Origin of the sequence: Ideonella sp. A 288 (assembly GCF_002198735.1) — a bacterium.
Classification (GTDB): Bacteria; Pseudomonadota; Gammaproteobacteria; order Burkholderiales; family Burkholderiaceae_C; genus Pseudaquabacterium.
In genome coordinates this window covers 21,200-40,381 of the sequence record NZ_MWLO01000094.1, presented here as the reverse complement: position 1 = coordinate 40,381, position 19,182 = coordinate 21,200, and the positions used below count along the sequence as shown (strand labels likewise).

General features: G+C 70.8%; 15 protein-coding genes. 3 read left to right on the top strand and 12 right to left on the bottom strand.

Translation table 11 applies throughout. From position 1 onward, the window contains the following. The 4 genes from EOINJALH_RS08790 to EOINJALH_RS08775 form a co-directional block, all read right to left on the bottom strand. Window positions 1-1,625: ABC-F family ATP-binding cassette domain-containing protein (locus EOINJALH_RS08790; protein ID WP_088279980.1), on the bottom strand; the 1,625-nt coding region annotated here is incomplete at its 3' end. A 79-nt stretch (window positions 1,626-1,704) separates the two neighbouring features. Then, window positions 1,705-2,661 (bottom strand): questin oxidase family protein, encoded by a 957-nt coding sequence (locus tag EOINJALH_RS08785; protein WP_088279976.1) that lies wholly within the window; start codon window positions 2,659-2,661, stop codon window positions 1,705-1,707. Continuing rightward, on the bottom strand, window positions 2,658-3,605 hold the full coding sequence (gene gshB, locus EOINJALH_RS08780) for a glutathione synthase (protein ID WP_088279975.1): 948 nt from the start codon (window positions 3,603-3,605) through the stop codon (window positions 2,658-2,660). The genes EOINJALH_RS08785 and gshB overlap by 4 nt, the downstream gene beginning before the upstream one ends. Window positions 3,606-3,707: 102 nt before the next feature. Next, the gene (locus tag EOINJALH_RS08775; protein ID WP_199873229.1) at window positions 3,708-4,880 is read right to left on the bottom strand and encodes a benzoate/H(+) symporter BenE family transporter; all 1,173 of its coding nucleotides are present in this window, start codon (window positions 4,878-4,880) and stop codon (window positions 3,708-3,710) included. Between the two features lie 181 nt (window positions 4,881-5,061). Here EOINJALH_RS08775 and EOINJALH_RS08770 point away from each other — a divergent pair, with 181 nt between their 5' ends. Together EOINJALH_RS08770 and EOINJALH_RS08765 are read left to right on the top strand one after the other, a co-directional pair. After that, window positions 5,062-6,516: a hypothetical protein gene (locus EOINJALH_RS08770; RefSeq protein ID WP_144289937.1), complete on the top strand. Its 1,455-nt coding sequence runs from the start codon at window positions 5,062-5,064 to the stop codon at window positions 6,514-6,516. Window positions 6,517-6,681: 165 nt separating this feature from the next. Further along, window positions 6,682-7,455 (top strand): glycine zipper 2TM domain-containing protein, encoded by a 774-nt coding sequence (locus EOINJALH_RS08765; protein WP_234413730.1) that lies wholly within the window; start codon window positions 6,682-6,684, stop codon window positions 7,453-7,455. A gap of 30 nt (window positions 7,456-7,485) precedes the next feature. Here EOINJALH_RS08765 and EOINJALH_RS08760 read toward each other — a convergent pair whose 3' ends face one another. The 8 genes from EOINJALH_RS08760 to EOINJALH_RS08725 all read right to left on the bottom strand — a co-directional run bounded on the left by EOINJALH_RS08760 (window position 7,486) and on the right by EOINJALH_RS08725 (window position 18,091). After that, complete coding sequence (locus EOINJALH_RS08760; protein WP_088279972.1) at window positions 7,486-9,369, bottom strand: potassium transporter Kup; 1,884 nt, start codon at window positions 9,367-9,369, stop codon at window positions 7,486-7,488. A 130-nt stretch (window positions 9,370-9,499) separates the two neighbouring features. Next, window positions 9,500-10,777: a glutamate--cysteine ligase gene (gshA, locus tag EOINJALH_RS08755; RefSeq protein ID WP_088279971.1), complete on the bottom strand. Its 1,278-nt coding sequence runs from the start codon at window positions 10,775-10,777 to the stop codon at window positions 9,500-9,502. Window positions 10,778-10,933: 156 nt separating this feature from the next. Then, complete coding sequence (locus EOINJALH_RS08750; RefSeq protein ID WP_088279970.1) at window positions 10,934-11,950, bottom strand: tripartite tricarboxylate transporter substrate binding protein; 1,017 nt, start codon at window positions 11,948-11,950, stop codon at window positions 10,934-10,936. Between the two features lie 50 nt (window positions 11,951-12,000). Beyond that, window positions 12,001-14,160 carry an acetate--CoA ligase family protein gene (locus EOINJALH_RS08745; protein ID WP_088279969.1) on the bottom strand — a complete coding sequence of 720 codons (2,160 nt, stop codon included), beginning with the start codon at window positions 14,158-14,160 and terminating at the stop codon, window positions 12,001-12,003. Window positions 14,161-14,169: 9 nt separating this feature from the next. Next, window positions 14,170-15,387 (bottom strand): acyl-CoA dehydrogenase, encoded by a 1,218-nt coding sequence (locus EOINJALH_RS08740; protein ID WP_404872746.1) that lies wholly within the window; start codon window positions 15,385-15,387, stop codon window positions 14,170-14,172. Between the two features lie 9 nt (window positions 15,388-15,396). Continuing rightward, window positions 15,397-15,849, bottom strand: coding sequence for a Zn-ribbon domain-containing OB-fold protein (locus EOINJALH_RS08735; RefSeq protein WP_088279968.1), 453 nt, complete (start codon window positions 15,847-15,849; stop codon window positions 15,397-15,399). A gap of 2 nt (window positions 15,850-15,851) precedes the next feature. After that, window positions 15,852-17,060 (bottom strand): thiolase family protein, encoded by a 1,209-nt coding sequence (locus tag EOINJALH_RS08730; RefSeq protein ID WP_088279967.1) that lies wholly within the window; start codon window positions 17,058-17,060, stop codon window positions 15,852-15,854. 68 nt (window positions 17,061-17,128) lie between these two features. Beyond that, complete coding sequence (locus EOINJALH_RS08725; RefSeq protein WP_088279966.1) at window positions 17,129-18,091, bottom strand: tripartite tricarboxylate transporter substrate binding protein; 963 nt, start codon at window positions 18,089-18,091, stop codon at window positions 17,129-17,131. A gap of 111 nt (window positions 18,092-18,202) precedes the next feature. On the opposite strand from EOINJALH_RS08725, the gene EOINJALH_RS08720 reads away from it, so the two are divergent. Then, window positions 18,203-19,108 carry a LysR family transcriptional regulator gene (locus EOINJALH_RS08720; protein ID WP_088279965.1) on the top strand — a complete coding sequence of 302 codons (906 nt, stop codon included), beginning with the start codon at window positions 18,203-18,205 and terminating at the stop codon, window positions 19,106-19,108. The last annotated feature ends 74 nt before the right edge of the window (window positions 19,109-19,182 follow it).

The window sequence follows — 19,182 nt, the reverse complement described above, 5'->3', positions numbered from 1 at the left end:
GCCCGGTGCTCTGGATCCTCGCGCTGCGCGGCCACGGCGGCGGCCTGCATGCGCGCGCGCTGCTGGCGCCAGTCCTCGATGCCGCCTTCGTACTCGCGCCACAGGCCGGGCGTCAGGTCGCCCTCCCAGGCGATCAGGCTGGTGACCACGTTGTCCAGGAAACGCCGGTCGTGGCTGACCAGGAACACTGTGCCGGCGTAGTTCTGCAGCAGTTCCTCCAGCAGTTCGAGCGTGTCGATGTCGAGGTCGTTGGTGGGCTCGTCGAGCACCAACACATTGGCCGGCAGCGCGAACAACCGCGCCAGCAGCACGCGGTTGCGCTCGCCGCCGGACAGCGTGCGCACGGGGCTGTTGGCCCGCTCGGGCGAGAACAGGAAATCGTTCAGGTAGCTCATGACGTGCTTGCGCTGGCCATTGAACTCGATCCACTCGCTGCCGGGGCTGATGGTGTCGGCCAGCGTGGCATCGAGGTCGAGCCCCGCGCGCATCTGGTCGAAGTAGGCCACTTCGAGCTTGGTGCCCTGGCGGATCTTGCCGGCGGTGGGCTGCAGCTCGCCGAGGATCAGCTTGAGCAGCGTGGTCTTGCCCGCGCCGTTGGGCCCGACCAGCCCCACCTTGTCGCCGCGCAGGATGGTGGCGGTGAAGCCGTCGACGATGACCTTGTCGCCGAACCGCATGCCCACGTCGGTGAGCTCGGCCACGATCTTGCCGCTGGGCGCGCCGGAATCGACCTCCAGCCGCACCTGCCCCAGCGAATCGCGCCGTGCCTGGCGCTGCGCGCGCAGCACCTCCAGCCGCTGGATGCGGGCCACGCTGCGGGTGCGGCGCGCCTCCACGCCCTTGCGGATCCACACCTCCTCCTGCGCCAGCAGTTTGTCGGCGCGGGCGCTGGCCAGCGCGTCGGCGGCCAGTTGCTCCTCCTTCATGCGCTCGTAGGCGCTGAAATTGCCGGGGTAGCTGCGCAGGATGCCGCGGTCTAGTTCGAGGATGCGGGTGGTCACGCCGTCGAGGAAGGCACGGTCGTGGGTGATCAGCATGACGCTGCCCTTGAAGCTGCACAGCAGCTCCTGCAGCCAGTCGATCGAATCGAGGTCGAGGTGGTTGGTGGGCTCGTCGAGCAGCAGCACATCGGGCACCGCCACCAGCGCCTGCGCCAGCGCCACGCGCTTCTTCATGCCGCCCGACAACTGCCCGATCTCGCGGCTGCCGTCCAGGTGCAGCTGCGCCAGCGTGGTGTCCACGCGCTGCTCCCAGTTCCAGGCGTCCAGCGCCTCGATGCGCGTCTGCAGCGCGTCGAGGTCCACCCCCTCGGCATGCTCCTCGTAGGCCTGGCGCACCGCGCGCGCCTCGGCCACGCCTTCGCTCACCGCCTCGAACACGGTGTGGCCGGATTCGAACACCGGCTCCTGCGGCACGTAGCAGATGCGCAGCCCCTGCGTCATCTGCAGCAGGCCGTCGTCGAGCTTCTCGAGCCCGGCGATGACCTTCAGCATGGAGGATTTGCCGGCGCCGTTGCGCCCGATCAGGCCCAGGCGTTCGCCGACCTCGATGGAAAAACCGGTGGAATCGAGCAGGGCCACATGGCCGTAGGCGAGGTGGGCGTTCGAGAGCGAGAGCAGGGCCATGGCGGCATTGTCGCCGCCCGCACCGCGCTCGCCGGGCGGTGGGCCCTGCCCGGCCACCGCGCCCGGAGGGCCGAGGCGCTCAGCCCACGGCCACCGCGCGCGACGCCGCCCGGCGCCAGTCGTCGCCACCGTAGGCGCGTTCTTCCTCGCGGCAGCTGTCGATCAGCTTGACCACGTGCTCGTCGTCGGACGCCAGCGCCCGCGGCACGATGCGGTCCCAGTCCAGCACCGGCCGCGGCGGCTTCTGCGTCAGGCCCGCCGCCACCACGGCGGTGGCCCAGGCCTGCCAGAACCAGCGCAGCGCCTCCAGCGGGTCGTCGAGCAAGCCCTGCAGCACGCGCATGGCATGGCAGGCGGTGAGCAGGTGCAGCGCGGTGAAGTTGCCGCTGGCGGTGTAGGCCTTGGCCGACAGGCGGGCCAGGCGCTCGAGCGTGCCGGCGTCGATGGCCAGGCGGGCGATCTCGGCGTGCAGCGCGGGGCTGGCCGCGGCGTCGCGCATGCGCTGGGCGATCAGCGGCTGGCGCGAGCGGCCAGCTTGCAGGCGGCGCAACAGCGCCTCGGGGTCGGCGACGCGGCCGGGGGCCTGCGGCAGCGGCCCCAGCGGCAGGTGCCGGCAGGCCCAGTAGGCCAGCGCGTCGGCCAGTTCGGGCTCGTGGCCCGAGGCCACCGCATAGGCCACGCGGATGGGGCCGTGGAAGGCCCCGGCACCGCAGCCCGGCATCAGCGCCGGCAGGGCCTGCGCCAGCACCGCGCCGGCGCCTTCCTGGGCGATCCACTCGGCCATCAGCGACCGGTAGGCCGGCCAGGCCTCGGGCTCGCCGAAGCGGCCGCGCCAGGCGTCGCCCGCGGACCAGGCCTGCACCGCGGGGGCCGGGGCCAGCCGCTCGGCATACCCAACGGCAAAGGCCTCGAGCCGCGCCTCGTCGGCGCCCAGCCGCTGCAGCGCCACCAGGGCCATCGGCAGGTGGTTGCTGAGGCCGCCGTGGTATTCGGGCGCGAAGCGGGCGCCGTCGCTGAGCAGGGCGTTCAGGCTCACTTCAGCCGGGCCTCCAGCGCATCGATGAACCTCTTCGCCACGTCGAAGCCGGTCTGCTGCGTGATCTCCTGGAAGCAGGTCGGGCTGGTGACGTTGATCTCGGTGAGGCTGTCGCCGATCACGTCCAGCCCCACCAGCAGCAGGCCGCGCGCGGCCAGGATAGGCCCCAGCGCGGTGGCGATCTCGCGGTCGCGCGGGCTCAGCGGCTGGGCCACGCCCTTGCCGCCGGCGGCCAGGTTGCCGCGGATCTCGCTGCCCTGCGGGATGCGCGCCAGGCAGAACGGCACCGGCTCGCCGTCGATGACCAGCACGCGCTTGTCGCCGTGGACGATCTCGGGCAGGTACTTCTGCACCATGAGCGACTGCGCGCCATCCTGGTTCAGCGTCTCGACGATCGAGCCCAGGTTCAGGCCGTCGGGGCCGACGCGGAAGATGCCCATGCCGCCCATGCCGTCAAGCGGCTTCAGGATGATGTCCTGGTGCTCGGCGTGGAAGGCCCGCACGGCCTCGGCACTGCGGGTGACGAGCGTGGGCCCGATGAACTGCGGGAACTCCAGGATCGCCAGCTTCTCGGGGTGGTCGCGCAGCGCCGCCGGCTTGTTGAAGACGCGCGCACCCTCGCGCTCGGCCTGGCCCAGCAGGTGCGTGGCGTAGAAGTACTCGCTGTCGAAAGGCGGGTCCTTGCGCATGATCACCGCGCGGGTGTCGGCCAGTGCCAGTTCGCCCTCGGCGGCCACCTCGAACCAGCGCTCGGCTTGCCCGGTGAGCGTGATCGCGCGGGCACGCCTGGCCACCACGCGCGCGCCGCGCACCCACACCAGGTCGGCCGGTTCGCAGGCCCACACGTGATGGCCGCGCGAGGCCGCCTCGCGCATCATCGCGAAGGTGGTGTCCTTGTGGGTCTTGAACGACTCCAGCGGGTCGGCAACGAAGAGCAGCGTCATGTCAGTATCGCCCGGCCGTCCGAAGGGACTGACGCCCCTTGGGGGCAGCGAACGCAGTGAGCTTGGGGTCGTTTCATGGCAGTGGGCGGCCTGGCTGGGCCTTCAGCGGCGGGCGGGGCGCCAGTGTTGCACAGCCATCGCCACGGCGCCGGCCACCACGCCCCAGAAGGCCGAGCCGATGCCGGCCACGCTGAGGCCCGACAGCGTGACGAGGAAGGTCAGGCCCGCGGCGTCGCGGTGGCGCTCGTCGGCCAGCGCGGCGGCCAGGCCGCCGGCGATGGTGCCCAGCAGCGCCAGCCCGGCCACCGCCGCCACCAGCTCGCGCGGGAAGGCCGCCAGCAGCCCCACCACCGCGCCGCCGGCCAGGCCCAGCGCGGTGTAGAACACGCCGGCCATCACCGCGGCCATGTAGCGGCGCGACGGGTCTTCGTGTGCTTCGCGGCCCATGCAGATGGCCGCCGTAATGGCCGCCAGGTTGATGGCATAAGCCCCAAACGGAGCGAGCAGCAGCGACACGACGCCGGTGGTGGTGATCACCGGCGACACCGGCGTGCGGTAGCCGGCGGCGCGCTGTGCGGCCACGCCCGGCAGGTTCTGCGAGGCCATGGTGACGATGAACAGCGGCAGCGCCACGCCGACGATCGAGGTCAGGCTGAAGGCCGGCGTCGTCCACACCGGCACCGCCCAGTCCCAGGTCACCGACTGCAGCGCCAGCCGGCCCTGCAGCGCGGCCACTGCAACGCCGGCGGCCAGCACGCCCGGCACCGCATAACGCGGCCACCAGCGCCGGCCGGCCAGGAAGGCCGCGGCCATCGCCAGCACCAGGCCCGGCGCGGTGCGCACCGAGCCCACGGCATCGAGTCCGAAGCGCGTGAGCACGCCGGCCAGCAGCGCCGCGGCCACGGCCACCGGCACGCGGTCCATCAGCCGCTCGAAGGCGCGGGTGGCGCCGGCCAGCGTGATCAGCACGGCGCACACGACGAAGGCGCCGGTGGCCTCGGCCAGCGACACGCCCTGCGTGGCCGCCAGCAGCGCCGCGCCGGGCGTGCTCCAGGCGGTGAGCACCGGCAGGCGCCAGCGCAGCGACAGGCCAATGCAGGTGACGCCCATGGCCAGGCCCAGTGCCCACATCCACGAGGCTGTCTGCGCCGGCGTGGCGCCCAGCGCCTGCGCAGCCTGGAAGACGATGGCCACCGAGCTGGTGTAGCCCACCAGCACAGCGACGAAACCGGCCACCACGGCCGACACCGACAGGTCGGCCCAGGCCCTGCTCATCGCTCCACGCATCCACCGTTCCCCGTGTTCTGGTCAGCCGGCGAGGATACCGGCGCGGCGCCACACTTGGCCGGGCAACCGGCATCGGCATGGCCGCCGTTCGCGGCCTGAGCGAGCATCGGCCCGCGCTAACATCCACGCAGGCCGTGCAGCGAGACACGGCTTTCTAGGGGGATGCACCATGGCCCGACTTGCCGGTCGCGCAGCGGCGTTCGATGAACGAACCGCGGGACGCGACAGCAGTTCAACCAACCGCACCGACGCCTTCCAGGTGAACGTCGGCGAGGTGGCGTACGGAAGCTTCCAGGGCATCGACGGCAATCTCTCCGACCACAAGGACATGTACCAACTGCGGCTGCCGGGCCCGGGCGACTACCAGATCACCGTGTCCCAGGATGTCGCGAACCAGCCGGACCCGGGCGTTCCCTGGTTGCTGTCGGACCGGTATGCGCGCGTGGACGTCACCAACAGCACCGGGATCTTCGATGCCGGGATCAACTGGACCGCCGCGTGGGGCGGCGCCGACGGGACGCTCTCGTTCAGCTACAAGGGCCGTGCCACGACAAACGAGTATTTCCTGGCGATTTCCGGCGGCGGCAGCTATGCCGTCAGCCTGAGCCGGCTGTCGACGCCCCCATCAGGGTTCAACTATTTCGGCACGCCCGGCGACGACCTGTTCAACGGCAGCCCTGGGGACGACGACATGATCGGGAACACCGGCGACGACTGGCTGCACGGTGGCCTGGGCAACGACGACCTGAACGGCACCGGTGGCGACGACTGGGTCGACTACGCCGATTCTCCCGGGCCGGTCGTCGTGGTTCTGGGCCCTTCGGTCAAGCCTGAGTTCAGGCAGCTCGACTTCGGCTGGGCCTACGGGGCCTCGGGCACCGACGCGATCAAAGAGATCGAGCACATCACGGCTTCGGCGTACGACGACGAATTGACGGGCAACTACCAGGACAACCGGATCTACGGCGGCAGTGGCGCGGACCAGATCGATGGCGCCTACGGGGACGACACGTTCGTCGGCGGTGCCGGTGACGACCGGTTGCTGGGTGGCCCAGACCTGGATGTGGCGCGCTATGGCGGCCCGCGGTCCGACTATGACCTGAGCGTCACGCGCGACCTTTTCATCACCTGGCGGGTTACGGACCGACTGCTGCTCGATGGCGTCGACACGCTGGACCGGGTCGAGCGGATCGAGTTTGGCGACATCGGTGTGGCGCTGGACGTCGGCGGCGGCCGGGCGGGTCAGGTCGCGCAGATCCTGCGGGCGCTGTTCGGCCCCTCGTCGCTGGCCAACGAGGCCTTCGTCGCCATCGGACTGGATCTGCTGGATGCGGGCAGCAGCTACGCTGATGCCGTGGCGCTGGCGGTGGGCACGCCCGCGTTCGCCAGCCTCGCCGGTTCGCACTCCAACCTCGACTTCGTCAAGTTCGTCTACCGCAACGTGGTGGGCACCGCACCGTCCGCCAAGGAACTGGCCGACTACACCGGCCTGCTCGACGCGGGCAGCTTCACGCAGGCCTCGCTTGGGCTGCTGGCCTGCCAGTTGCCGCTGAACGTCAACAGCCCCGACCTGCTCGGGCTGGCCACCACAGGCCTCGAATTCGCACTGCCTGCACCCGGCTGACAGACCGGCGTGGCCCCGGCAGGGCCCCGCCGCCCGACACCAATGGACGCACTTGGATGCACGCCGTCGTCGACGGGGCCGCCGGTGGCGCGTTAGAAAGGCACCCACCCCGCGACGTGCCGCAGCCTGCGGCGCCACGGGTGACCTTTCCAGACGATGAATCCCATGACCTCTCCCACCGCCCCCGCCCCTGGCGCCACCATCACCCTGCCCCGCGCCGCCGTCCTCGGCGGCGGGGCCGCGGCGCTGGTGGCCGTCGGCGCCCTGGCCGGCGCACTGATGATGAAGCCGACCTTGGCGCCCGAGCCCGCCGGCCCGTCCGTCGCCCAGGCCGCGGCGGCGCCGCAGTCGCTGGCGGCCATGCCCCCGTCGACCGCCACGGCGGCGCCGACCGGCCCGCCGCGCTCGGACAAGCCGGGGCCGGTGCAGTCGTCCGCGCACCGCGCCGGCTACAACACCACAAACCCCACCACAAACCCCGCCGCGCGCCCGGCCGGCACGGCACGCAGCCCCGCCACGCCGCTGGACACCCAGCCGGCGGCGATGGGCCCGGTGGCCTGCGCAGAATGCGGCGTCGTCGAATCGGTGGCCGCGGTGGTGCAGAAGGGCGAAGGCTCGGGCGTCGGTGCCGTGGCCGGCGGCGTGCTCGGCGGCGTGCTGGGCCACCAGATCGGCGGCGGCAACGGCCGCAAGGCGATGACGGTGATCGGCGCGGTGGGCGGCGGCCTGGCCGGCCACGAGATCGAGAAGCGCCAGCGCAGCACCACCAGCTACCGCGTCAAGGTGCGCATGGACGACGGCTCGATGCGCACGGTCAACCGCAGCGAGCCCATCGCCTCGGGCACGCGCGTCACGGTGGACGGCAACGGGCTGCACGTGCGCAGGGACAGCGCGGCCGACGCGCCGCGCACGATGCAGACCGGCGGCCAGCAGAGCTGACCGGCGGCGCGCCCGACACCGGCGCCGGGGTCAGATCTCGACCTTGGCGCCCAGTTCGACGATGCGGTTGGACGGCAGGTACAGGAAATCGGCCGCCGCCGCTGCGTTGCGGTGCATGCTGGCGAACAGCTTCTCGCGCCACAGCGGCATGCCCTCGCCGAAGGTGGGGATGACGATGTCGCGGCTGAGGAAGTAGCTGGTGTCCATCTCGGGCAGCGGGATGCCGCGGCCCTCGAGCAGCCGCAGCGCCTCGGGCACGTCGGGGTCGTTCTTGAAGCCGAAGTGCAGTTGCACCTGCCAGCAGTCGTGGCCCAGCGCCTCCATCTCGACGCGCTTGTCGAAGCCGATCCACGGCACCTCGTGGTGGCGCACCGCCACGAACAGGTTGTACTCGTGCAGCACCTTGTTGTGCTTGAGGTTGTGCATCAGCGCATTGGGCGTCAGCCCGGTGTCGGCCGACAGGAACACCGCCGTGCCGGGCACCCGGGTGGGCGGGCTGTAGAACACCGCCTCGAGGAAGCCGCGCAGGTCGATGGCCTCGGCATGCAGGCGGTCGTGCATCAGCTTGCGGCCCTGCACCCAGGTGATCATCAACAGGAACATGCCGACACCCAGCACCAGCGGAAACCAGCCACCGGCCACCAGCTTGAGCATGTTCGACAGGAAGAAGGTGACGTCGATGACGAAGAAGAAGCCGGTGGCGCCCAGGCAGATCCACAGCGGGTACTTCCATCCGTAGCGGATGACGAAGAAGGTCATCACGGTGGTGATGGTCATGTCCAGCGTCACCGCGATGCCGTAGGCCGAGGCCAGGCTGGACGAGGTCTTGAACAGCGCCACCGCCAGCACGATGAACACGAACAGGCCCCAGTTGACCAGCGGCACGTAGATCTGGCCGGTGTCGCGCACCGAGGTGTGCTTGATGGCCATGCGCGGCAGGATGCCCAGCTGGATGGCCTGCTTGGTGACGGAGAACGCCGCCGAGATCAGCGCCTGCGAGGCGATCACCGTGGCCGCCGTGGCCAGGAACACCAGCGGCAGCCGGGCCCAGGCCGGCGCCATCATGAAGAACGGGTTGTCGATGTTCTCGGGGTGCGCCAGCAGCATCGCGCCCTGGCCGAAGTAGTTGACCACCAGCGCCGGCATCACCACGCCGTACCAGGCGATGCGGATCGGCCGCTTGCCGAAGTGGCCCATGTCGGCATACAGCGCCTCGCCCCCGGTGACGCACAGCACCACCGCCCCCAGGCCGATGAAGGCCACCAGCGGGTTGTGGATGAAGAAGCCGATGGCATAGGCCGGGTTCAGCGCCACCAGCACCGCCGGGTTGGCCAGCACGTGCGGCAGCCCCAGCGCCACCAGCGTGGCGAACCACACCAGCGTGATCGGCCCGAAGGCCTTGCCGATGCCGCCGGTGCCGAAGCGCTGCACCGAAAACAGGCCGGTCAGCACCACCAGCGTCAGCGGGATCACCCAGGCGTGCAGCTGCGGCGCGGCCACCTCCAGCCCCTCGACCGCCGACAGCACGGAAATCGCGGGCGTGATGACACCGTCGCCATAGAACACCGCCGTGCCGAACAGGCCCACCGTCATCAGCGTGCTGCGCAGCGCCGGCCGGTCCTTCACCGCCATGGTGGCCAGCGCCAGCATCGCGATCAGGCCGCCCTCGCCGTTGTTGTCGGCGCGCAGGATGAGCAGCACGTACTTGACCGAGACGATGATGGTCATCGTCCAGAAGATCAGCGACAGCACACCCAGGATGTTGTCGGCCGAGGGCACGACGTGGCCGCCGTGGAAGACTTCCTTCAGCGCATACAGCGGGCTGGTGCCGATGTCGCCATAGACGACACCCAGGGCGCCGAGCGTCAACGCCGCGAGGGCGGCGGGGTTCTTCGAGGCGGAAGCCGAGCTCAAGACATCGGGGCGCCGGGACGAGCCGGTGCCTCTGGCCAAAGCAGGGATTGTGCGCCTCGGGTTGTGCAGTGCGTCAAGCACCGGCGTTGGCGCGCCCACCACACCGGGGCTTGACAGCCCTGGGGCAAGCTCAGTCGTAGACCTCGGCGTCGGGGTCGGAGGCTTCCAGCTCGTAGCTGGCGGCCAGCATGGCCAGCCGGCCGATCACGCCGTACATGTAGAAGCGGTTCGGCGCACTGGCGCCGGGCTTCTCGCCGCGGCGCGGCAGCTGGTGGCTCTCGGCGAAGGCCAGCGGCACGTAGCTGGCGCCCGGGGCATTGAGGGTCTCATCGGCGCCGCGCTCGGCGTGCACGCGGTAGAAGCCGCCCACCACGTAGCGGTCGATCATGTAGACCACCGGCTCGGCCACGGCGGCATTGACGCGCTCGTTGGTCGGCACGCCTTCCTGCACGATGAGCTCGGTGACGCCCTCGCCCTGCTCGCGCAGGCGGGCGGCCAGGTCGGCCACCTCGCGGGCATCGCGCACCGTCATCAGGCCGCGGCCGTCGGTGCCGTTGTCGGCCTTGACGACGACGAAGGGCTTTTCGCCGATGCCGTATTCCTTGTACTTGCGGCGCACCTTGGTGAGCAGCGCATCGACATGGTCGCGCAGCGCCTCGAGGCCCGCGCCGGTGGCCGGGTCGAGGGTGCCGCCGGCGGCGAACATCGGGTGGATGAGCCAGGGGTCCATGCCCAGCAGCTTGGCGAACTTCTTGGCCACCTCTTCATAGCTTTTGAAGTGGTTCGACTTGCGGCGCACGCCCCAGCCGGCGTGCAGCGGCGGCAGCAGGTACTGCTCGTGCAGGTGCTGCAGCGACTTGGGCACGCCTTCCGACAGGTCGTTGTTGAGCAGGATGGTGCAGGGGTCGAAGTCCTTCAGGCCCAGCCGGCCGCGCGTGCGCTTCAGCGGCTCGAGCACGAGCTCGGTGCCGTCGGGCAGGGCCACGGGGGTGGGCGCCGTGATCTCGCTGTCCAGCGAGCCCAGGCGCACGTTCAGCCCGGCCTGCGTGAAGATGCGCATCAGCCGCTGCACGTTCATCAGGTAGAAGCTGTCGCGGCTGTGCTTTTCGGGGATCAGCAGCAGGTTCTTGGCCTCGGGGCAGATCTTCTCGATGGCCGCCATCGCCGCCTGCACCGCCAGCGGCAGCATCTCGGGCGTGAGGTTGTTGAAGCCGCCGGGGAACAGGTCTGTGTCCACCGGGGCCAGCTTGAAGCCGGCATTGCGCACGTCCACCGAGCAGTAGAACGGCGGCGTGTGCTCCATCCACTCGAGCCGGAACCAGCGCTCGATGGCGGGCATCGAGTCGAGGATGCGCGCCTCCAACTCGTTGATGGGGCCGGTGAGCGCGGTGATGAGGTGGGGAACCATGGCGGCAGGGAGCGGCGGCGGGCGGTGGACGATTCTGGCAGATGGGGCTGCCGCGCCCGCTTGCAAGTGCGCAAGGTTGCGCCGGGTGCGCAACCCGGCACGCCGGCGACCGCCGTGGCCGCCGGTGCCGTCGGGAACCTCGCGCCTGGGCGCCCCTTACGGCTTGCCGTCGATGATGCCCAGTTGCTCGCCCAGGGTGCGGTACAGCTGGTACTGGCCCTGCACGAAATCGCGGGTCTCGTCGGGCGACTTGACGTAGGGCACCGAGCCGGTCTGGGCGGTGCCGGCCAGCCAGGCCGGATCGGTGGCCAGGGCCTTAAGCGTGGCGGTCAGCTTGTCGCGCACGTCGGCCGGCAGCTTGGCCGGGCCGAACACCGCGCTCCAGCCGACGATGCGCTCCATCTCGGCATAGCCCAGCTCGCGCGCGGTGGGCACGTCGGGCAGCGAGGCCAGGCGCTCGGCCGTGGTGACCATCACCGTGCGCAGCGTGCCCGCCTTGATGTGGGCCAGGAAGGGGCCCATGCTGCCGCAGGAGAAGTCGGTCTCGCCGGCCAGCAGCGACTGCACCGCATCGCCCGTGCCCTTGTACGGGATCATCGTCGGCGCCTGGTCAGGGGTCAGCTTGAGCAGGCGGAACAGCTCGCGCGGGCCCATGTCGTTGGTGGTCAGCTGCCCGGCGGTGCCGAAGTTCATCGACTTGCCCTTGCTGCGGATGGCCTTGACCAGGTCGTCGAGCGTGCGGTACGTCGACTTGGCGTTCACCGCGCAGCCGTACGGGTTGAGCTCGAGCATGCCGATGAAGGTGTAGTCGTCCCACTTGTACTTGGTGGACGTGGGCTGGATCGCCGGCAGGATGGCCTGCGAGCCGGTGCGCGCCAGCAGCAGGGTGTAGCCGTCGGGCGGCGCGGCCACCACCTGCGCCGAACCGATCACCCCGCTGGCGCCGGTCTTGTTGACCACCAGCACCGTCTGGCCCAGCACGCGCTGCGCGGCGGCGGCGAAGTTGCGCGCGGCCAGGTCGGCATCGCCACCGGCGCTGTAGGGCGCCACGACGGTGATGGCGCGGTTGGGATAGGCCCCCTGGGCCAGTGCCGCGGGCCCGGCCAGGACGGCGGCCGCAAGCGCCGACGCGGCGAGCAGTCGCGACAGGATGGTGCGCGAAGGGTGTGCCATGGGTCTGTGTCTCCTGGGGTGGTCGTTTTGGGGTGGCGCGGGGCGAGAAATCAGGTCGGGCGGGGTCGGTCCGGCGCGGGCAGACCCGCGGGCTGGTGCCGGAACACCATCACGCAGTCAACGGCCAGCGGCCCGTTGGCGCCGACCAGCACCGGGTTGAGGTCGAGCTCGGCCAGCCAGGGCTGCATCGCGGCCACCCAATGCGACAGGTCGGACAGCAGGCGGGCGAGGGCGCCCCGGTCCACGCCGGGCCGGCCGCGCACGCCGTCGAGCAGCGCGCCCAGGCGCAGCTCGCGCAGCATGGCGTGGGCCTCGTCGACGTCGAAGGGCGCATGGCGGAAGGCCACGTCCTTCAGCACCTCGACCAGCACGCCGCCCAGGCCGACCATCACGACCATGCCGAACACCGGGTCGCGCTGCGCGCCGACCACGAGTTCGACGTCGCCCGAGGCCATGGCCTGCACCAGCACGCCGTCCAGCACCGCCTGGGGTCGGGCCTGGCGGGCCCGCTGCCACAGCAGGTCGTAGGCAGCGCGCACGGCCGCTTCGTCGTCGAGGTTCAGGATCACGCCGCCGACCTCGGTCTTGTGGGTGATGTCGGCCGATTCGATCTTCAACGCCACCGGCGCCCCGGCGGCGCGCCACAGCGCCACCGCCTGGTCGGCGTCGCGGGCCAGCGCCACCGAGGCCACCGGCACGCCCGCGGCGCGCAGCCACTCGGTGGCCGGCACGCTGGGCTGCACGCCGTCGTGCACGCGGCCCCGCAGCGCCGGCAGCGCCAGCTGCCGCGGCACCAGAGGCCCGCGCCGGGCCTGGGCCCGCGCGAAGGCGGCATGGCGCGCCAGCGCCGCCGCTGCCTCCACCGCCCGCTCGCCGGCGCTGAAGACGACGATGCCCTCGGCCTGCAGCTGGGCCAGGGCCGCCGCCGGTGCGGCCACCCAGCAGACGAAGAAGGGCTTGGTGGTGCGGTCGCGGATCTCGCAGAAGATGCGCACCAGCGTGTCCACGTGCGCGGTCATCAGCTGCAGCCAGACGATGCCCAGGTGGATGCCCGGGTCGTCCAGCAGCGCCACCACCGATTCGCGCAGCAGTTCGGGCCGCGCCACGAACTGACCGGTCACGTCGACCGGATTGCCGGCCGAGCCGAAGGCGGGCATCACCCCGGCCAGGCGGGCCTGGGTGGCGGGCGCCAGCTCGGGCACGTCCAGGCCCACCTCCTCGGCGCGGTCGGCCATCATCACGCCGGCACCGCCCGACTGCGTGGCGATGCCCAGGCCAAAGCCCGCGGGGCGGCGCTCCTGCGACAGGGCCTGCAGCATGTCGAGCATCTGCTCTTCGTTGCGTGCGCGCAGCACGCCGTGCTGGCGGATCACTGCGTCGAACACCGCATCGGCCACCGCCAGCGCACCGGTGTGCGAAGCCGCCGCGCGCTGGCCCGACGCCATGCGGCCCACCTTGGTCAGCACCAGCGGCTTGCCCAGCTGGTGGCAGCGCCGCGCCAGGCGGATCAGCGCCGGGCCGTCCTCCAGCCCTTCGAGGTAGCCGGCGGCGACGCGGATGCGCGGATCGCCGACCACGCTGCCCATCAGTTCGCTGAAATCCAGGTCGGCCTGGTTGCCGGTGTTGATGAAGTAGCCCAGGCCCAGCCCGCGCTGCCGCGCCAGCGCGGCGATGGCGGTGCCGAAGGCGCCCGACTGGGTGACGAAGGCGATCGGCCCGGGCCCGGTGGGGCCATCGGCGTACTGGCTGAAGGTGGCGTAGACCTTGTCGAAGGCGTTGACGAAGCCCAGGCAGTTGGGGCCGCACAGCACCATGCCGTGGCGCGCGGCGCAGGCGGCCAGCGCCTGCTCCAGCGCCAGGCCGTCGGCGCCGGTCTCGCCGAAGCCCGAGCTGAAGACCACGGCTGCGCGCACACCGCGCCGGCCCAGCGCGTCGAGGCTGGCCAGCACCTCGCTGGCCGGCACCGCCACGATGGCCAGGTCGGCCGCCTCGGGCAGGCTGGCGATGTCGGGCACGCAGGCCAGCCCGGCGATCTGCGGGTACTTCGGGTTCACCGGCAGGATGCGGCCGGCGTAGCCCTTGTCGAGCAGGTGCTTCAGCGGCCGGCCGTTGATCTTCGATAGGTCGGCCGACGCGCCGACGATGGCGATCGAGCGCGGGTGGATCAGCCGCTCGATGGCTTCGGCGCGGGCGGTGGGGGCATGGGCCATCGGCAGCCTCTAGTTGAAGGCGGAAATGCCGGTCTGCGCACGGCCCAGCACCAGCGCGTGGATGTCGTGCGTGCCTTCGAGCGTGTTCACCGTCTCGAGGTTCATCAGGTGGCGAATGACGTGGTAGGTGTCGGAGATGCCGTTGCCGCCGTGCATGTCGCGGGCCGTCCGGGCGATGTCCAGCGCCTTGCCGGCGCAGTTGCGCTTGAGCAGCGACACCATCTCGGGGCTGGCCCGGCCCTGATCGCGCAGGCGGCTCAGGTGCAGGCAGGCCAGCGTGCCGAGGGTGACCTCGGTCTGCATGTCGGCCAGCTTCTTCTGCACCAGCTGGTTGGCGGCCAGCGGCCGGCCGAACTGCTTGCGGTCGAGCACATACTGCCGCGCGGCATGCCAGCAGAACTCGGCCGCGCCCATCGCGCCCCAGCAGATGCCGAAGCGCGCGTTGTTCAAGCACGCAAACGGAGCGGCCAGGCCCTTGGCACCGGGCAGGCGCTGCGACTCGGGCACGAACACGTCGTCCATGTGGATCTCGCCGGTGGGCGAGGCCCGCACCGAGAACTTGCCCTCGATCTTGGCGGTGGACAGGCCCGGCATGCCGCGCTCGAGCACGAAGCCGTTGACGCGGCCGCCCTCGTCCTTGGCCCACACCACCATCAGGTCGGCGATGGGGGCGTGGGTGATCCAGGTCTTGGTGCCACTGAGGCGCCAGCCGCCGTCGACCGCGCGCGCGCGGCTGGCCATCGAGCCGGGGTCGGAGCCGTGGTCGGGCTCGGTCAGGCCGAAGCAGCCGAGCGTGCGGCCGCGGGCCATGGCCGGCAGGTAGCGCTCGCGCTGCTCCTGGCTGCCGAACAGGTAGATCGGCATCATCGACAGCGTGCTCTGCACGCCCAGCGCCGAGCGGAAGGCGGTGTCGACGCGCTCGAACTCGCGGGCGATCAGGCCGTAGCCGACATAGCTGATGCCGGCGCAGCCGAAGCCCTGGATCGTGGCGCCCAGGAAGCCCAGCTCGCCCATCTCGCGCATCACCTCCACGTCGAAGGTCTCGTGGCGGTGCGCCTGCAGGATGCGCGGCATCAGCCGCTCTTGCGCGTACTTGCGCGCGCTGTCGCGGATCATCACCTCTTCGGGCGTCAACAGGTCGTCCAGGCGCAGCGCATCCTGCCAGTCGAAGGGCACGTCGTGCATGCCGGCCCTGCGCAGTTCGAGATCGTCGGGCGTCGGCTCCATCGCCCGTGCTCAGGCGGCCAGCAACGGCCGGAACTTGGGGATGCCGGCCTCGTCGCTGATCGATTCGAAATGCACCTGCACGCGCATGCCGATGTGCAGCGCCTCGGGCGCGCAGTGCGTCACCTGCGCGTACATGCGGGCGCCGTCGTCGAGGTCGATCAGGCACATCAGCACCGGCAGCTCGGCCTGCCAGCCCGGGTAGTTCATCGCCACCGAGCGCGAGATGGTGAAGGAGTACACCGTGCCGAAGGGCTGGGCCGGGGTCCACACCAGCTCGCGGCTGCCGCAGTCGATGCACCAGGCCTTGGGGTGGAAGTTGAAGGTGCCGCAGCGCTGGCATTTCTGCAGCACCAGCAGCCCTTCCTTGGCGGCCGTCCAGAAGGGGCGCGTCAGGTCGGTGATGACGGGCAGCGGCTTGTTCGATGGCGTGTTCGACGGCTCGTTCGGTGTGGTGTCGGCCATGCTCAGGGCTCCCTTCCGAGGACCAGTGAAATGCAGCTGCGGCCCGGGCGGCCGTAGGGGATGCCGCCGAAGCCGCAGGAGATGCCCAGCCCGGCATCGCGCACCTGGCGCGCGCCGGCCTCGCCGCGCAGCTGCGACACCGATTCGACCAGCGGCATGAAGCCGCCGATGGCCCCGCCGGGCTGGCCGCCCGAGAGCTGGCCGCCGTCGGTGGACATCGGAAAGTCACCGTCGAAGTGCAGGTCGTGCTCGTCGACGAAGCGGCCGCCCTCGCCCTTCTGGCAGAAGCCGTGGTCCTCGATCGTCATGATGGCGATGAAGGGATAGTCGTCGTAGGGCTGCAGGAACTGGATGTCCCTGTGCTTCACGCCGGCCATGGCCATGGCCTGGGGCGCGGCCTGCGTGAAGCCGGTGTAGGTGATGTCGGGCAGCGCGCGCGGGCCGCGGTAGTAGTTGTTGACCTCGCCGAAGCCGCGCAGGTACACCGGCTTGTCGGTCAGCGTGCGCGCGGTCTTGGCCGAGGTGACGATGTAGGCCAGGCCGCCGTTGACGATGGGCACGCAGTCGAGCAGGCGGATCGGGTCGGTGAGCAGGCGCGAGTCGAGGTACTCCTGCAGCGTGAACGGCTTGCGGTAGATGGCGCCCTCGTGCATCGAGGCGTGATAACGCGCATTGACGGCGACCTTGCCCATCTGCTCGGAGGTGAGCTTGTGTTCGTGCTGGTAGCGCTGCAGCACCAGCGCGAACTGGGCGCTGGCGCCCATCACGCCGAACGGGCCCTGGAAGTCCCAGTACACGCCGCGCGTGCGCTCGGGCGACAGCGGCAGGCCGGGCGCGATCGACGGCATGTTCAGCGGCGTGTCGGCGCCCACCACCAGCACGCGGTCGACGATGCCGGCGTGGATCATCGCCGCGGCGCGGATCAGCATCGCCGAGGCCGAGGCGCCGCCCTGGTCGGCGCGGATCAGCACCTGCGGGCTGATGCCCAGGTTCTCGGCCACCGCGGCCGACCAGTTGACGGTGTGCGCCACCTCGGCATGGGCCACGCCCAGGCCCTGGCCGTCGAAATCGGTCTTCGACATGCCGGCCTGCTGCAGCGCCAGGTCGGCGGCCCAGGCGATGTAGTCGTCGACGGTGCGCACGGGCTCGCCGGCCTTGGCCCGGCTGTAGGGGGTGCGGCCGCAGCCGACGATGGCAACTTCTGATCGCATCAGGTGCTTTCCTTGGGGGTCGGTCACGGGGCGGGCCCGGCCCGGGCCCGATCAGTGGGCCGGGCTGGTCATTCGACGCGGACGTTGGCGGCCTTCACCACCTTGGCCCAGCGGTCGAGCTCGGCCTGGGTGAAGGCGCCGAACTGCTCGGGCGTGCCGCCGGTGACCGTCCAGCCCTGGGCGGTGAGCTGCTCGCGGATCTCGGGCACGCGCAGGGCCTCGTTGAAGGCCGCGTTGACGCGGGCCACCAGCTCCTTCGGCAGCCCGGCCGGGGCGTAGATGCCGTACCAGGAGCTGACATCGAAGCCCTGCACGCCCGCTTCGCCCAGCGTCGGCAACTCGGGCAGCACCGCCGAGCGCTGCGCCGCCGTCACCGCCAGGCCGCGCAGCTTGCCGGCCTTGATGTGCTGCAGCGGCAGCGGGATGTTGTCGAACATGATGTCCAGGCGTCCAGCCATCAGGTCGAGCATGGCCGGCGCGCTGCCCTTGTAGGGCACGTGCTGCATGCTGACGCCGGCCACCTGGTTGAACAGCTCGCCGGTCAGGTGCGCCGACGAGCCATTGCCCGGCGAGCCGAAGTTGAGCTTGCCGGGGCTGGCCTTGGCGTGGGCGATGAACTCCTGGATGGTCTTCACCGGCATCGCCGGGTGCACGATGGCCACGTTGGTCATCGTGGCCAGCGACACGATCGGGGTGAAGTCCTTGATCGCGTCGTAGGGCATGCGCGCGTAGGCGCTGGGGTTGATGGCGTGGGTGCCGATGGTGCCGATCAGCAGGGTGTAGCCGTCGCCCGGCGACTTGGCCACCGTGTCGCTGCCGATGTTGCCGCCGGCGCCGGGCCGGTTCTCCATCAGCAGCGGCTGGCCCAGGATCTGGCTCACCTTGGCCAGCGTGGGCCGCCAGTGCTCCATGTTGCCGCCAGGGGCATAGGGCACGACCACCTTGATCGGCTTGTTGGGATAGCCCTGGGCAAAGGCCGCCGCCCCCACGGCCAGCAACGCGACGGCGGCGAATCTGGAAATGGATCGCATGTGGATCTCCGGTGGGGGGGCGGTGCCGGCGCAGTATCGAAGCGGCGCCAACATGCATCAACTTCTGATGTCAAATATGCAGAATTCATATTCCGAATATCGGCACCCCCCGTGAACCTGCGTTCGCTGGACCTGAACCTGCTGCTGGTCTTCGACGCCATCTACGGCGAGCGCAGCATTTCCAAGGCAGCCGCCAAGCTGCACCTGTCGCAGCCGACGGTGAGCAACGCGCTGGCCCGGCTGCGCGACCGGCTGCAGGACCCGCTGTTCGAGCGCAACGCCCAGGGCATGCTGCCCACGCCCAAGGCCAAGCGGCTGGCCGAGCCGATCCGCCAGGCGCTGACCACGCTGGAGCGCGGCCTGCGCAGCGACGACACCTTCGACTACGCGCACACCGACCGCGAGTTCGTGATCGGCGTCGAGGACTACGGCGAGGCGGTGATCCTGCCGGGCTTCATCCGCTGGCTGGCCGAGGCCGCGCCGCAGGTGCGCATCCGCATCCGTGCCGCCTCGGCCGCGCAGTTGAAGGCCGAACTGCGCGAGGGCACGGTGGATCTGGCGCTGGACTACTTCGCGCTTGCGGACGCCGGCTACCGCAACAAGTGCGTGTTGACCGAGACGCTGATGAGCCTGTCGCGGCGCGACCACCCGCTGCTGGGCGAGCGCATGACGCTGGAGTTGTACCTGGCGCTGCGCCACGTGGTGCTGGGCGGGCCGTCGAACGCCCGGCCGATGATCGACCTGGCCCTGGCCAAGCGCGGCCTGCAGCGCCGCATCGCGGTGATGGTGCCGCACTTCATCGCGATGCCGGTGATGGTGCAGCACACCGACATGATCTGCACGCTGCCGCGCCGCATGGCGCAGCTGTACGCCGACAACTTCCGCCTGCGCTCACACGCGGTGCCGCTGCACCTGCCGCAGTTCCCGGTGTACCTGATCTGGCACGAGGCGGTGGAATCGGACGCCGGCCACCAGTGGTTCCGCAACCATTTGATGGAGTTCTGCCAGCGGCTTTGAGCGGACACCTGCTGCCTTGCCGATGCATGGCGGCTGTGTCCTCTCGATCTGGCGGCCAAAAAAAAGGGGCGGCC